The organism is Pseudomonas sp. JAI120 (assembly GCF_014207255.1).
Lineage (GTDB): Bacteria > Pseudomonadota > Gammaproteobacteria > Pseudomonadales > Pseudomonadaceae > Aquipseudomonas.
Window position 1 is genome coordinate 23,016 of sequence record NZ_JACHCZ010000011.1, and the last position, 13,301, is coordinate 36,316.

Consider the following 13,301-nt stretch of genomic DNA (forward strand, 5'->3'; position numbering starts at 1 on the left):
TGTAAGTCATCTTGTCGGCATTTTATTGACATTCCTTGTCGGGCATTCGGTGATGGGGGTGTGTTTTTGAGTGTAGAAACAAATGTGGGATTTTTCCTGTTTAATGGAAAAACCTTTTTGGAAGGCAGTAGGAAAAGGGCACAAGGAGAGGCTGGCAGGGCGTACTAAGTGCCTTGCCAGCGGGACTTTCGCCGGATTAGAAGTTGCCTTTCAAGCTCACCGTAAAATTACGCGGCTCGCCATAAAAGTTACCCCAGGAGGCTGTTCCGACGGTGTTGTAGTAGGTTTTATCAAACAGATTGTTGCCATTGAGTGCCACCGTCCAAGTGTCATCTACGCGGTAGGCCAGGCGTGCACTCCATATCGCGTAACCCGCCTGCTCGAGCTTGATGGTCTGCACGCGGTAATTGCTGCTCTGGGCGTTGACGCCGGTGCCCACGCTCCATTTCGACAGTGCACCGTCGAGCTGGTAGTCGCCCCACATGCGCAGCATGTGTCGAGGTACGTAGGTGTTGGACGTGCCGCCCTCCAGGGCGGTATCGATATTCTTCAGGGACTTGGTCTGGGTGTAGGTGTAGCCGCCGGATACCTGCAGGCGCTCGAGGACTTCACCGCTGATTTCCGCCTCCACGCCCTGAGCGCGCACCTTACCGCTGTCGGTGTAGCAATAACCGTCGGCAGAGGTCGGGCACTGGGCGATATAGTCGGATTCAGCCGCGTTTTTCTCGACGGCGCGGAATAGCGCCAGGGAGCTGTTGAGGCGCCCGTTGAACCATTCGCCCTTGATACCCAGCTCGTAGTTGTCACCGATCTTCGGCTTGAGCGCGGCGCCATCGAGCGTGGCATAGGAACTTTGCGGCTGGAAGATATCCGCGTAGCTGGCGTACACCGACAGATGTTCGTTGAGGTCGTAGATCAGTGCGGCAAACGGCGTCACTTCACCGGTTTCCCGGGTGCGTGCATCCTGCAAGGCCCATTCGCCCCAGGCCAGGTTGTTGGACTGGCGACGGTTTTCGTACCAGCTCACGCGGCTGCCTACGATAAACATCAACGGCTCGGCCAGGCGCAGGCGCAAGGTGGTGTAGGCGCCGTACTGGGTGGCGGTTTCCTTCACTGTGCCGCCGCGATACATATTCGGCCAGAAGGTGCTGTTGGCCGGTTCCGGGAAGTGGTGGTCGGGTTGGTAGATGCTCTGGCGCCTGGGCAGGTTCTGGATCGCGTACACATCGTCCTGGGTACCACGGCTGCCATTGGCACCGAGGATCAGTTCGTGTTCCAGGCCGAAGGCTTCGAACTTGCCGTCCACATAGGCGTCGAGGCCGAAGTCCTTGTGGTCGTAGTCCATCAGCGCCGCATAGGAGTTGGCCGTAGGCGTTGGGTTGTCATAGGCAATGGTGCCTTCGCTGGCGGCGTATTTGGTGTCTTGCAGATTGCGGCTGTGCACGGCCGCAACCTTGAGTTTCCAGTCGTCGTTGAAGTGGTGGGTGAGGTCGGCGAAGAAGGTGGTGCGCCGGCTTTGCCAGTCGTTCCAGGATTGGCCCAGGCAGGTGGAGCGACTGAGGTTGGCGCTTTTGCCGTCGGCATAGCGCGGCAGGCCGCCCCAGCACGGTGTGGCGTCGACGTCTTCATAGCTGGCGCCGAAGCCCAGGGTGGTGTCGGCGCTGAGATCGACATCCAGGGCGCCGTAGAACGCCTGGTCCTGGCGCTTGGAAATGTCCATGTAGGAACCGCGATTCTGTTGGCTGATCGCCGCGCGGCCGCGCACTGTACCGCTTTCATTCAGCGGGCCGCCGGTGTCGACGTCGGCGCGGTAGTTGTCCCATGTGCCGGCGGACAGCGACAGGCTGGTGGTGGGCTTGGCCTGGGGCCGCTTGCGCACGAAGTTCACCGCGCCGCTGGCGGTGCCGGCGCCCTTGAGCATGCCGGCGGCACCCTTGAGCACTTCCACGCGGTCATAGATCGCCATGTTCGCGCTGAAGCTGTCGGCCTGCACGTAGTCCTTGCCCATGTCCAGGGGCACGCCATCGTACTGGTACTGGCCGAGCATCTTGAAACCACGGGAATAAAAATACTTGCCGCCCATGGGCGATTCGTAGGTGGTGATCCCGGGCGTGCGTTCCATCACGTCATCGATGGTGGTGAGGTTCTGGTCATCCATCAATTGGCGGGTCATCACACTCACCGATTGCGGCGTTTCCCGCAGGCTGTGTTCGCCCTTGCCGATAGTCACCGCGCCCGTGGTGTAGGCTCCGGTGCCATCGGTGGTGGCGCCCAACCGCTCACCGGTGACCGTAGTGGCGCCCAGGTTCAGCGCGCCGCTGTCGGCCACTTGCGGCAACAGCAGCCAGGTACTGCTGCCCTGGCGCTGGGCCTGCAGGCCCTGGCCACGCAGCAACTGGCCGAGCGCCTGTTCGCGGTCCAGGCGACCACTCAGGCCCGGGCTGGTCTTGCCGGCGACGCTGGTGGCGTCGTACGACAGGCTAATGGCGGCCTGGCGCGCGAACTGGTCCAGTGCCGTGGCCAGGGAACCGGCGGCGATGTTCCAGTCGCGGGCCTGGGTGTCGCTGGCCGGCGTTTCGGCCCATGCGAACGGCGGCGCGGTTGCGCAGCTCAGGCACGCGCCGAGCAAAGCGGCGTGCACCGCGTGCTTGAGGGGTGAACGTGGGGAGGGGAACGCTTGCATGACCGCGGGATGCTCCTGAAGGAAGTGAACAGAACCGGCCTGTTGATCGGCCTTTCCTTACAGGTCGAGCGGCAATGAGAATTCACCTCATTTATTTTCGAGAAAGTTAGACGCGCGGTGTGACCGTCACCCAGTAGCGGCTGCGGTAAGTGACATCGAGCTTGAGTGATTGCGCTACCAGGCCCAGCACTTGATCGGTATCGTCCAACTGATAAGTGCCCGACACCCGCAGCCCGGCCACCGCTTCGCTGCAGCGCAGCAGGCCGTTGCGGTAGCGGCCCAGCTCGGCGAGGAAAGCATCCAGGCGCATGTTCCGGGCGCTGATCACGCCATCGCTCCAGGCCCAAGGGTCCAGGCCATTGGCGACAAGAGAACGAATGCCTCTGCGGTCGAACAGCACCTGTTCGCCGGGTTCAATCACTTGGCGCACGCTGGCGGCGTGGTTGTCGGCAAACACCGCCACCGTGCCCTGTTGCACGGCGAGCATTGTGCCTTGGGCGTCTTCGCGCACCAGGAAGCGCGTGCCGAGGGCGCGCAGGTAACCGTCACGGGTCTGTACCCAGAAGGGCCGCTTGTCGGCACCGGTATTGACCAGTATTTCACCCTGGCGCAACTGCACCAGGCGCCGCTCCTGATTGAACGCCGTGTCGAATGCGCTGGCACTGTTAAGTTGGATGCGGCTGCCGTCGTTCAACGCCACCCAACGCCGTTCGCCGGTAGCCGTGCGGTAGTCGGCCATCAAGGCGGGTAGCGGGGTGTAGTCGCGGCCGAGCCAGGTCAGGCCGGCAGCACCGGCCACCAGGCCGAGCAATTTCAACCCTTCGCGACGGCTGATACGTTGCCGCGCACCGCGCAGGGCGTGGCGGCCGACCTGCGCGGGCAGTTGACTGAACTCATCATTCATCGTCGCCACCCGCTGCCAGACCTGCTGGTGTTCGGCGCTGGTGTGCAGCCAGCGCTCGAACGCAGCGGTGCTGGCGTCGTCGGCGACGTTGAAGCGCAGTTTGATCATCCACTGGATGGCCTGGTCGACCAGGCGCGGGTCAGAGGTCGGCATAGCGCAACCGATAGCAGGCGTGCAGCGCCTTGGACAGGTCACGCTCCACCGTGGCCTTGGACACCCCGAGGCGCAGGGCGATCTGGGCACAGGTCAGGCCGTCCAGTTGCGCCAGCAGGAACGCTTCACGCACCCGCGGCTTGAGCTGGTCGAGCAGGCGGTCGATACGTTCCAGGCTGTCGAGAATCAGCAGGCGGGTTTCTTCCGACGGCACGTCGGCCTGGGGGAAATGCGCAAGGCTTTCGAGGTAGGCGCGCTCCAGTTCACGGCGCCGGTATTGGTCGATCATCAAGCTGCGGGCGATGCTGCTCAGGTACGCGCGCGGCTGCGGCACGGCCTGCTGCTTGCGTGCGTTGAGCAGGCGCACAAAGGTTTCCTGTGCCAGGTCGGCGGCACGTTCACGGCAACCGGTGCGTCGGCTCAACCAGCCGCGCAGCCAGGAGTGATGGCTGTGGTAAAGCTGGCCGATGGCGGCATGGTCCAGTGGGTGATCGCTCGACATGGGCATCCTGGCGCAGCAGTCTTAATTGATAATGTTTCGCATTCTAGACGCTGGCCGTGGCCATTCGCAATTACCGATGAACAATGTATCCAGCACAATTTTTTGTTTGCCCTGGGGCCACGCACTAATCTGCAGGCTTTTTCCGGTGGAAGGCTTGAGCATGATCGACCTTGCGACCCTGGCGGTTTTTTCAGGTGCTGTTCTGCTGTTGCTGTTATCCCCGGGGCCGAACATGGCCTTTGTGATCAGCCATGGCGCCACCCACGGCTGGCGCGGGGGAGTGGCCTCGGCCCTGGGCATCGGTGTGGCCGACATGCTGCTGACCGCATTGACCGCCACCGGGGTAACGGCGTTGGTCGCCAGTTGGCCGCCATCCTTTGACGTGATCCGTTATGCGGGGGTGGTCTACCTGCTGTGGCTGGTGTTCAAAACACTGCAGAAAAAACCTGGGCTGGACCCTGCCTCCCTGCACCGCGTGCCCCTTGGCCGGGTGTTTCTGCAGGCGATGCTTAACAGCTTGCTCAACCCCAAGGCGTTGCTGTTTTTTGTGGTGTTTTTGCCGCAGTTCGTACGGCCGCAGGCCGGCTCCATCGCCGTGCAATTGATGCTGTTGGGCGGCGTGCTGACCTTGATCGCTGGGGTGTTTCACGTGCTGCTGGGTATTTTCGGCGGGGCGCTGAGCCGCTTCTTCGCCAGGCGCCCAAAAGGCGCCTGGCTACAGAAATGGGGCTTGGCGACGGTGCTGACCGTGCTTGCGGTGCGTCTGGCGGTGATGTCTCGTCCCGCCTGACTTCTACAGGTTCAGCCCAACCGTGCAGCCGCCCGCGCGACGATTTCACCGCGCACCCTGCGCGATTCGGCAGTGCGTTTGTTGGCTTCTTCGCGCACATGCGTGGGCGCTGTGTCGGGGCTGCCTGAATCGAACGGCGGCGCCGGCGCGTATTCAATCTGCAACTGCACCAGTTGCGCCGCTGCTTCGCTGTACAACTCCGCCGCCAGCACCAGCGCAAAGTCGATACCTGCGGTAATGCCACCGCCGGTGAACAGATTGCCGTCACGCACCACACGTTCCTGTACCGGGATGGCGCCGAGCGGAGCGAGCATGTCGTGGTAGGCCCAGTGCGTCGTCGCCTTGCGCCCGCGCAGCAACCCCGCCGCGCCCAGCACCAGCGAGCCGGTGCACACCGAGGTCACGTAGCGCGCGGTCTGCGCCTGGGCCTTGAGGAAGTCCAGGGTCTGCGGGTCTTCCATCAATGCGCCCACGCCGGAACCACCGGGCACGCAGATCACGTCCAGCTTCGGGCAGTCGGCATAGGTCATGGTCGGGGTGAACACCAGGCCCGTGCTGGACGTGACCGGCGCCAGGTCCTTCCACACCAGGTGCAGCTTCACGTCCGGCAGCGAACCCAATACGTCGTAAGGGCCGGTCAGGTCCAGTTGCTGAATGCCGGGGAACAACAGAAAGCCGATCTGCAAGGTCATGAATGAAGCTCCGAGAAAGGGGTAGACGGCTTTACTCTAGCGGCCTAGGCTTTGGCGGATACGCCATTGAGCCCACGAATCACGCCAATCATGCCCAGAATAGTTCACGTACTCGCTTTCGATAATGCCCAGGTGCTCGACGTCACCGGGCCGTTGCAGGTGTTTGCCTCGGCCAATGACCTGGCACGCCAGCGTGGCCTGCCGTTGCCTTACGCGGTCACGGTGATCGCCGACCAGGCCGGACCGGTCATGACCTCCGCCGGCCTCGCGCTGTTGGCCGAGTCGTTGCCCGCGGTCGACCAACCCTGCGACACCCTGGTAATCGCGGGTGGCTGGGGGGTGTACGGCGCCGCAGAAGACCTTTCGCTGGTGGACTGGGTGCGCGAAAAAGCCCGGCACACCCGGCGCATGGCCTCGGTGTGCACAGGCGCGTTTTTGCTCGCGGCCAGTGGCTTGCTCGATGGTTGCCGCGTCGCCACCCACTGGACCCGTTGCGAAGAACTGGCGCGCAAGTTTCCGGCGTTGAACGTGGAGTCCAATCCGATCTTTATCCAGCAGGGTGCGGTGTGGACCTCCGCCGGTGTGACCGCCGGCATCGACCTGTGCCTGGCCCTGGTCGAAGAAGACCTGGGCCGCGCCGTGGCCCTGGAAGTGGCGCGGCACCTGGTGGTGTTCCTGAAGCGCCCCGGCGGCCAGTCGCAATTCAGCGTGACCCTGTCCCTGCAAAAGGGCGGCGGCCGTTTCACCGAGCTGCATGCCTGGATAGCCGAACATCTGACCCTCGACCTGAGTATCCCGACCCTGGCCGCCCAGGCTGGGATGAGCGAGCGCAGCTTCGTGCGCCACTACCGCGCCGAAACCGGCCAGACGCCCGCGCGCGCGGTGGAACTGATCCGTGTCGAAAGCGCGCGTCGGCAACTGGCCGATAGCACGGCGTCGATCAAACGCATCGCCGTGCAGTGTGGTTTCGGCTGCGAAGAAACCTTGCGCCGCAGCTTTATGCGGGCTTTGTCGGTGACGCCCCAGGCCTACCGCGAGCGGTTCTCGCCGGTGGCCTGATCGAGCAGTTCAAGCAGGGCGTCGAGGCTGGCCTGCGGCGCTTCCTGGGGAATATTGTGGCCCACACCCGGCAACACCCGGCGCCGGTAAAAAGCGCTGAAATGCTTCACGTCGTCATCTTCTTGCGGCGGCGGGCCTACGCCATCATCGGCGCCGCACAGCGAAATGCTCGGCACCGCAATCGCCGGTTGCCGCGCCAGGGCCTGCTCGATGGCTTCCAGCGCCGGATCGCCAGGCGCATACATGAAGCGGTGGCGATAGGAGTGAATCACCACCTCGACAAAATCCGGGTTATCGAATGACGGCGCCGTCTGCCCATACAGCCCCGGCCCCTTGGCCCAGGACGGCGACCACAACGACCACAGCAACTCACAGAGTTCGCGGCGATTGGCCGTCAGCCCGTCCACACCGCGCTGGGTGTGAAAGTAGAACTGGTACCACAACCGATGCTCCGTCGCCGGCGCCCGTGGCGTGAGCGACCTGGCAATGTCCTGGATGTTATAGCCATCGCCGGTCACCAGCCCGCGCACTCGTTCGGGCCACAGCGCCGCGACGATACACGCGGCACGCCCACCCCAGTCGTACCCCGCCAGGGTGGCGCGCGGGATCGCCAGCGCATCCATGAAATCCAGCAAGTCCTTGCCGAGCGCCGCCTGTTGGCCGGAGCGCATCACCTGCGCGTTGATAAATCGCGTAGGGCCGTAACCGCGCAGGTACGGCACCAGCACCCGGTAGCCGCGTTCGGCCAGCACCGGCGCGATCTCGTCATAAGCGCGAGGGTCGTAGGGGAAGCCATGCAGCAGGATTACAGGCTCGCCGTCGGTAGGGCCGTGGGCTTCATACGCCACATCGAGCATGGAGGTGCGCACGTAGAGCATTGGGGGGACGGTGGTCATGATGGGCTCCTGTCAGGTGTTGAAACTCTAGTCGAAAGACATGACGGGATGCCCTGCCTGTGAAGACAGGGCGCTGACTGGATCTCAGGGCTGCCAGGTAGTCTTCTCGCCACTGAGCTTGCGATCCAGGAACGTCGCCGCGCTGATCAAGGCCAGATGGCTCAGCGCCTGGGGCGTATTGCCCAGGTGGCGGGCCTGGCTGTCGAACTCTTCGGCATACAGACCCAGCGGATTGGCGTAGCGCAGCAGTTGTTCGAATTCCAGGTGGGCCTTCTCCACTTGCCCGGCGCGGGCCAGGCACTCGACGTACCAGAACGAGCAGGCGGCAAACGCGCCTTCGGTGCCTTGCAGGCCGTCGATCGCGTTGTCGTCGTTGCGGTAGCGGTAGACCATGCCGTCGCGCACCAGGCTTTTCTGGATCGCCTCCAGCGTGCTCAGCCAGCGCGGATCGGTGGCGGCGACAAAGCGTACCAGCGGCATCAGCAGCATCGAACCGTCCAGTGCGGTGCTGCCGATGTGCTGCACAAAATGCCCGCGCTCTTCGTTCCAGAAGTTGCTCCAGATATCGGCGTAGATGGCCTGGCGCGTCTGGTCCCAACGTGCAAACGGCGCCGGCAACGAGCGCTTGGAGGCCAGGCGGATCGCACGGTCCAGGGCCACCCAGCACATCAGCCGCGAATGCAGGAAGTGATGCTGCTCGCCGCGCATCTCCCAGATGCCCACGTCTTTCTGGTTCCAGATTTCGCAGACCTGGTCAGCGACTTCCACCGTGTGTTTCCAGCCCTCGTGGGAGATGGCTTCGCCGTACTTGTTGACCAGGTACACCGCGTCCATCAACTCGCCATAGATATCCAGCTGGACCTGGTCGACCGCGCCATTGCCGACGCGCACCGGCTTGGCGCCGCCGTGGCCGCTGAGGTGCTTCAGCTCGGTTTCGGGCAGCTCCTGGCGGCCGTCGATGCCGTATAGGATATTGATCTTGGTCGGCTGCCCACAGCAGTCGCTGACCCGGCCCTTGAGCCAGCGCATATAGGCGTTGGCCTCGTCGACAAAGCCCAGGCGCATAAAGGCGTAGACGGTGAACGAGGCGTCGCGGATCCAGGTGTAGCGGTAGTCCCAGTTGCGTTCGCCAGCGGGGGTTTCCGGCAAGCCGAAGGTGGCGGCGGCGATGATTGCGCCGTGTTTGCGCGAGGTCAGCAGCTTGAGGGCCAGGGCCGAGCGGTTGACCATTTCGCGCCAGCGCCCGCGGTAGTTCGACTGCGCGATCCAGCCGCGCCAGAACTTCAAGGTGTGGTCCAGCGCCAAGTCGGTACAGCCACTGTCCACACGTTCATCGTCCTGGCCGCCGAGTACGAACTCGGCGCCTTCTTCCTGATCCAGGGTGAAGCGGGCCACGGCGGCGTTATCTTCGATCTGCAACGGATGGCTGCCGCACAGGCGCATGCCCGGCTGGCCATCGGCGTTGAAACAGATGCTGGCGTTATCCAGGCTCGCCTCGGTGGGGGCGCGCGCATAGTCATGGCGCACGGCGCAGCGCAGGTGGAGGGTGGCCGTGCCGCTAACCACACGCACACGGCGAATCAGCAGGGGCAAGTCGTCGATCTCTTCGCTGATGACCAGCAGGTCGGTGATTTCCACCACGGCTTCATCGCTGAGCCAACGGGTTTGCAGCACATTGGTGTCGGGCAGGTAGATCTGTTCGCGACGGGCGTTGGGCAGGTCCGGGGTGAGTTGGAAAGTGCCGGCATCGGGGGTGTCCAGCAGTGAGCAGAAGATCGATGGGCTGTCGAATTCCGGCCAGCAGAAGAAATCGATGCTGCCTTTATCGTTCACCAGCGCCGCGCTGCGCATATCGCCGATGATGCCATGGGCGTCGATGGCGCTTTGTGGTTCGTTTTTCAAATCAACCATTGTCACGAAACTCCGGGTAAAGGCTCATGCCGCCATCAATGAACAGGGTACTGCCGACTACGTAATCGGAGGCGTCACTGGCCAGCCATACCACGGCGTTGGCCACGTCCTCTACGTCGCCGACCCGGCCATACGGGATCAACTTGAGCAGCTCTTTTTCCGCCGCACCTTCGGTGGCAGCACGGTTGATCGCCGTACGAATCGCCCCCGGCGCAATGCCGTTGATGCGAATGCGCTGTTCACTGACTTCCTGGGCGAGGGTGCGCATCAGCATGTCCACGCCGCCCTTGGACGCCGCGTAATTCACATGGCCGGCCCAGGGGATCAACTGGTGCACCGAGCTCATGTGGATGATTTTGCCGGCGGCACGGGATACGCCTTCACGGATGCCCTGGCGCTTGAAGAGGCGCACCGCCGCACGGGCACAGAGGAACTGGCCGGTGAGGTTGACGCCGATCACGGCGTTCCAGTCGTCGAGGGTCATGTCGACCACGGCTGCGTCCTTCTGCATACCGGAGTTGGCCACCAGGATGTCCAGATGGCCGAACGCTTCGAGGGTCTTTGCGAACAGGCGTTCTACATCGGCCTCTTTAGACACGTCGGCGCCGATGGCAATCGCCCGGCCACCCTCGGCATTGATCTGCTCTGCCAAGGCTTCGGCGGGCGCGGCCTGGCTGTTGTAATTCAGCACCACCGCAGCGCCGGCTTGCGCTAGAGCCTTGGCCGCACCGGCGCCGATACCGGAACTGGCGCCCGTGACCAGTGCTACTTGTTGTTCCAACGAGATACGCATTGCCCACCCGGCCTTAAATTCGTGAGTTCAAGTAGCTGACTGACGGCGCGTAACGGAAGTTCAGCCGTGTGAAATTAGCGACTACAACCATGGTGAAAAATGGAATAACAGAAGAATAAAAAATAACCATAAGATACTAAAAAACCGCTAAAAAGCGTTTGACAGGATTTTTTGCCCCGTGTCTTATAAGCACACCTCAACCCGTTCCGCTGGTAGTTCGGAAGTCATGCGGAGTCACCTATAAGAGATGCCTATGTGTTTATCGGCAGCTATAGGGGAACTACCAGAGCAGGGAGCTACGACGTTGCCCAAGTTAGTTATTTTCGATTGCGACGGTGTACTCGTCCAAAGCGAAGAGATCACCCTGTCTGTATTGATCGCCATGCTTAATGCTCAGGTACAGAACGGCAAAACACTTGATAGTGCGTATTTCATTGAGCACTTTCGTGGAAGAAAGATTGCCGATTGTCTGCGCGAGGCAGAACAGTTATTGGGTATTTATTTGACCCCTCAGTTTGAAGAGGACTTCCGAGTTCGAGCGCTGGAAGCATTGACGCTTAATGTAAAAGCGACCGATGGAATACTTGACGTATTGAACGTGCTGGAGATTCCCTATTGCGTGGCCTCGAGTGCGCCGCGCAATAAGATTGAACAGTGTTTACGCCTTGTGGGGTTGTTGCCTTATTTCGAGGGGCGAATATTCAGTTGTTATGAATTGGGGCGTTGGAAGCCTGATCCGCTGGTGTTTTTAACGGCGTGTGAAACTTACAACGTTGAGCCCTGTCATGCGCTGGTGATTGAAGACAGTGTCACAGGGATTCAAGCCGCCGTTGCAGCCACTATACAAGTCCTGGGTTTTGGTCCGGTGTCTCGACATCGAATATTGGCCGAAGCCGGCGCGTTACCTTTTGCCGATATGCGTGAGTTACCGACCCTCATTGATCAAGTTACTCAAGGAGCAAGTGTTGTGGGCACACTGGGTTATATAGAGCGACTTAAACGTAATGATCCCTGTTCGGAAGTGTGGTGGGATTCGTCGCCCGTGGTGTACGCACCATATAAAAAACATTTGTTGGACAAGTACCCGGCGGCGGCCGCCCATATCGAACAGTTGATGCCGCAGGATCTCTCCCAGCCTTGGGGCTTCAGCAGTGTGACCACCAACCCCCGGCTGGTGACGGCGGCGATCCTCGACAAGAAAGAGTATTGGTCGTCGCGTTTTAACCTGGCCAGCCTGTCTCCCGGGGAATTGCGCAAGCAGCTGTACAACGAAGTGATTGCTGAAGGTGCCTCGACGCTCAAGCCACTGTGGGTTCAATCGGCTCAGGCCGACGGCTGGATATGCGCCCAGGTCGATCCTTCGGATGTGCGGTGCACCGAACGCATGACCGCACGAGGCCTGGAGCTGCATCGCCTGGCCGCGAATGTGATGGTGAAAGTGCCGGGCAGCCAGGAGGGTTTCGCGACGATCGAACACCTGGTGGCCCAAGGCGTTTCGGTCAACATCACGTTCTGCTTCACTGTTTCGCAGTTCCAGGCCGGAATCCAGGCAATAGAGCGGGGCATCGCCAGTGCCCGCCGCAATGGTGTCGACACCGGCCGTTGCAAGTATGTGATCACCTTTATGATCGGGCGTTTTTCCTGCCAGCCCGAGTTCGCCTTGCAGGCCGCCGAGCGTGGCCTGGCGCTGGGGCCGGAGGACATGCGCTGGGCCGAGCTAATGATTTACCAGCAGATACAGGCCTTGGTCGCGGGCTCGAAAGTGCCGGTCAAAACCCTGCTTTCCAGTATCAAGGTCGACGTTGACGAGCGTGGCCACAAGCACTGCTGGCACCTGGAAAAGACCGGGCTGACGACCACGTGCTACACGCTGACGCCGGATGTGGTGGAGTTTCTGATCGAGCGTGAAAGCCACGGCAAGCCGGTGGCACCCGCCCGCGAACCTCAACAGGTGCCGGCGGAGACGTTCGCCAGGCTCATCCGCATTCCGTACTTCTGCGAAGCCTATTTCATCGACAGCATCGAACCCTACGACTTTGGCAATCATGAGGCGTTTATCAACGCCTGCAACGAGGCCAACAGTGCGCATCGGCGCCTGACCGATTACTGCGTGCGCCTGTGTCCGGTAGCGAAGCCTTTCGCACGCTCGCTCAACGCCATCCTGGCTGCTGAATATGGGGTGCTGGCATGAACAAGATGGTCGGGTTGTGGGCGCACCCGCGTTCCCGTTCCACGGTGCTGGAGCGTGTGTTTATCGAGCGGGGGGATTTTGAGGTCTTCCACGAGCCGTTTGCGCATATGGCATTTTCCGCAGATTCAGTGATTCCTTCGGATGAGTGGGATCACAGTTTGCCCACCACGTATCAAGGCATAAAAGAGCAACTGCTCAAGGCCCGGGAAAGTGCCAATGTGTTTCACAAAGACATGTGTTACCACTGCCTTGATGACTTGAAAGTTGACCGGGATTTTCTGGCACAACAACACAATATTTTTATTATTCGCGAGCCCGCCAGCAGCATTATTTCCCATTACCGGGTACACCCCGATATGCCCGTGCAGGCCATCGGGCATAAAGCCTTGTACGAGATTTTCTGCGTGGTGACCAAACTCATCGGAAAAGTGCCTTATGTGATTAATGCCGATGACCTTGCCGCGGAGCCGGAGCGTGTCATTCGTAAACTGTGTGACTACTTGCAGATTGAATTTCTGCCCCACGCCATGACATGGAAACGCGAATGCCCGCGGCAGTGGAAAACCTGGAGAAGTTGGCATGTGGCGGCGGAGAACAGTGAGCGCATTGCGTTGCCGCACACACCACCTATCGATATGGACGCTTTCGATCAGTCACCAAAATTAAAAGCCCTTTACGAATACCACCGACCCTTCTACGCACGCATGAATGAATTTTGCCAATAAGG

At 61.2% G+C, this 13,301-nt stretch carries 11 protein-coding genes and 1 pseudogene; 5 read left to right on the top strand and 7 right to left on the bottom strand.

Annotation, left to right across the window (positions count from 1 at the left end):
* Positions 1-196: 196 nt before the first annotated feature.
* The 3 genes from HDC32_RS31450 to HDC32_RS31460 all read right to left on the bottom strand — a co-directional run bounded on the left by HDC32_RS31450 (position 197) and on the right by HDC32_RS31460 (position 4,242).
* On the bottom strand, positions 197-2,683 hold the full coding sequence (locus tag HDC32_RS31450) for a TonB-dependent receptor (RefSeq protein ID WP_184746675.1): 2,487 nt from the start codon (positions 2,681-2,683) through the stop codon (positions 197-199).
* Between the two features lie 106 nt (positions 2,684-2,789).
* Entirely contained in the window at positions 2,790-3,740 is a 951-nt protein-coding gene (locus tag HDC32_RS31455) for a FecR domain-containing protein (protein WP_184746677.1), read from the bottom strand.
* A complete protein-coding gene (locus tag HDC32_RS31460) occupies positions 3,727-4,242 on the bottom strand; it encodes a sigma-70 family RNA polymerase sigma factor (RefSeq protein ID WP_184746678.1) in 516 nt (171 codons plus the stop codon). The genes HDC32_RS31455 and HDC32_RS31460 overlap by 14 nt, the downstream gene beginning before the upstream one ends.
* 160 nt (positions 4,243-4,402) lie before the next feature.
* Between HDC32_RS31460 and HDC32_RS31465 the strand changes: the two genes are divergently transcribed.
* Positions 4,403-5,032 carry a LysE family translocator gene (locus tag HDC32_RS31465; protein ID WP_184746680.1) on the top strand — a complete coding sequence of 210 codons (630 nt, stop codon included), beginning with the start codon at positions 4,403-4,405 and terminating at the stop codon, positions 5,030-5,032.
* Between the two features lie 11 nt (positions 5,033-5,043).
* Here the strand turns inward: HDC32_RS31465 and inhA are convergent, their stop codons facing one another.
* Positions 5,044-5,724: an isonitrile hydratase gene (gene inhA / locus HDC32_RS31470; protein WP_184746682.1), complete on the bottom strand. Its 681-nt coding sequence runs from the start codon at positions 5,722-5,724 to the stop codon at positions 5,044-5,046.
* 90 nt (positions 5,725-5,814) lie between these two features.
* Between inhA and HDC32_RS31475 the strand changes: the two genes are divergently transcribed.
* Complete coding sequence (locus tag HDC32_RS31475; protein WP_184746684.1) at positions 5,815-6,783, top strand: GlxA family transcriptional regulator; 969 nt, start codon at positions 5,815-5,817, stop codon at positions 6,781-6,783.
* On the opposite strand, the gene HDC32_RS31480 is transcribed toward HDC32_RS31475, so the two are convergent.
* The 3 genes from HDC32_RS31480 to HDC32_RS31490 all read right to left on the bottom strand — a co-directional run bounded on the left by HDC32_RS31480 (position 6,753) and on the right by HDC32_RS31490 (position 10,383).
* On the bottom strand, positions 6,753-7,679 hold the full coding sequence (locus HDC32_RS31480; protein WP_184746686.1) for an alpha/beta fold hydrolase: 927 nt from the start codon (positions 7,677-7,679) through the stop codon (positions 6,753-6,755). The genes HDC32_RS31475 and HDC32_RS31480 overlap by 31 nt on opposite strands.
* Positions 7,680-7,763: 84 nt before the next feature.
* Complete coding sequence (locus HDC32_RS31485) at positions 7,764-9,590, bottom strand: glycoside hydrolase family 15 protein (RefSeq protein ID WP_131700039.1); 1,827 nt, start codon at positions 9,588-9,590, stop codon at positions 7,764-7,766.
* Positions 9,583-10,383 (bottom strand): glucose 1-dehydrogenase, encoded by an 801-nt coding sequence (locus HDC32_RS31490; RefSeq protein ID WP_131700038.1) that lies wholly within the window; start codon positions 10,381-10,383, stop codon positions 9,583-9,585. Before HDC32_RS31490 ends, HDC32_RS31485 begins: the two co-directional genes overlap by 8 nt.
* A 253-nt stretch (positions 10,384-10,636) precedes the next feature.
* Between HDC32_RS31490 and HDC32_RS32280 the strand changes: the two are divergent.
* The 3 genes and pseudogenes from HDC32_RS32280 to HDC32_RS31505 all read left to right on the top strand — a co-directional run.
* Positions 10,637-11,227, top strand: a pseudogene (locus HDC32_RS32280) (HAD family hydrolase); the annotation flags it as partial.
* A gap of 123 nt (positions 11,228-11,350) precedes the next feature.
* On the top strand, positions 11,351-12,574 hold the full coding sequence (locus tag HDC32_RS32285; RefSeq protein WP_131700072.1) for a transaldolase family protein: 1,224 nt from the start codon (positions 11,351-11,353) through the stop codon (positions 12,572-12,574).
* Positions 12,571-13,299, top strand: a complete 729-nt coding sequence (locus HDC32_RS31505; RefSeq protein WP_131700037.1) for a sulfotransferase family protein — start codon at positions 12,571-12,573, stop codon at positions 13,297-13,299. The genes HDC32_RS32285 and HDC32_RS31505 overlap by 4 nt, the downstream gene beginning before the upstream one ends.
* Positions 13,300-13,301 lie beyond the last annotated feature (2 nt).

What these genes read in the sequence shown, in the direction of transcription:
- HDC32_RS31450 (WP_184746675.1), bottom strand. Translation starts at nt 2,683, where the DNA reads ATGCAAGCGTTCCCCTCCCCACGTTCACCCCTCAAGCACGCGGTGCAC.
- HDC32_RS31455 (WP_184746677.1), bottom strand. Translation starts at nt 3,740, where the DNA reads ATGCCGACCTCTGACCCGCGCCTGGTCGACCAGGCCATCCAGTGGATG.
- HDC32_RS31460 (WP_184746678.1), bottom strand. Translation starts at nt 4,242, where the DNA reads ATGTCGAGCGATCACCCACTGGACCATGCCGCCATCGGCCAGCTTTAC.
- HDC32_RS31465 (WP_184746680.1), top strand. Translation starts at nt 4,403, where the DNA reads ATGATCGACCTTGCGACCCTGGCGGTTTTTTCAGGTGCTGTTCTGCTG.
- inhA (WP_184746682.1), bottom strand. Translation starts at nt 5,724, where the DNA reads ATGACCTTGCAGATCGGCTTTCTGTTGTTCCCCGGCATTCAGCAACTG.
- HDC32_RS31475 (WP_184746684.1), top strand. Translation starts at nt 5,815, where the DNA reads ATGCCCAGAATAGTTCACGTACTCGCTTTCGATAATGCCCAGGTGCTC.
- HDC32_RS31480 (WP_184746686.1), bottom strand. Translation starts at nt 7,679, where the DNA reads ATGACCACCGTCCCCCCAATGCTCTACGTGCGCACCTCCATGCTCGAT.
- HDC32_RS31485 (WP_131700039.1), bottom strand. Translation starts at nt 9,590, where the DNA reads ATGGTTGATTTGAAAAACGAACCACAAAGCGCCATCGACGCCCATGGC.
- HDC32_RS31490 (WP_131700038.1), bottom strand. Translation starts at nt 10,383, where the DNA reads ATGCGTATCTCGTTGGAACAACAAGTAGCACTGGTCACGGGCGCCAGT.
- HDC32_RS31505 (WP_131700037.1), top strand. Translation starts at nt 12,571, where the DNA reads ATGAACAAGATGGTCGGGTTGTGGGCGCACCCGCGTTCCCGTTCCACG.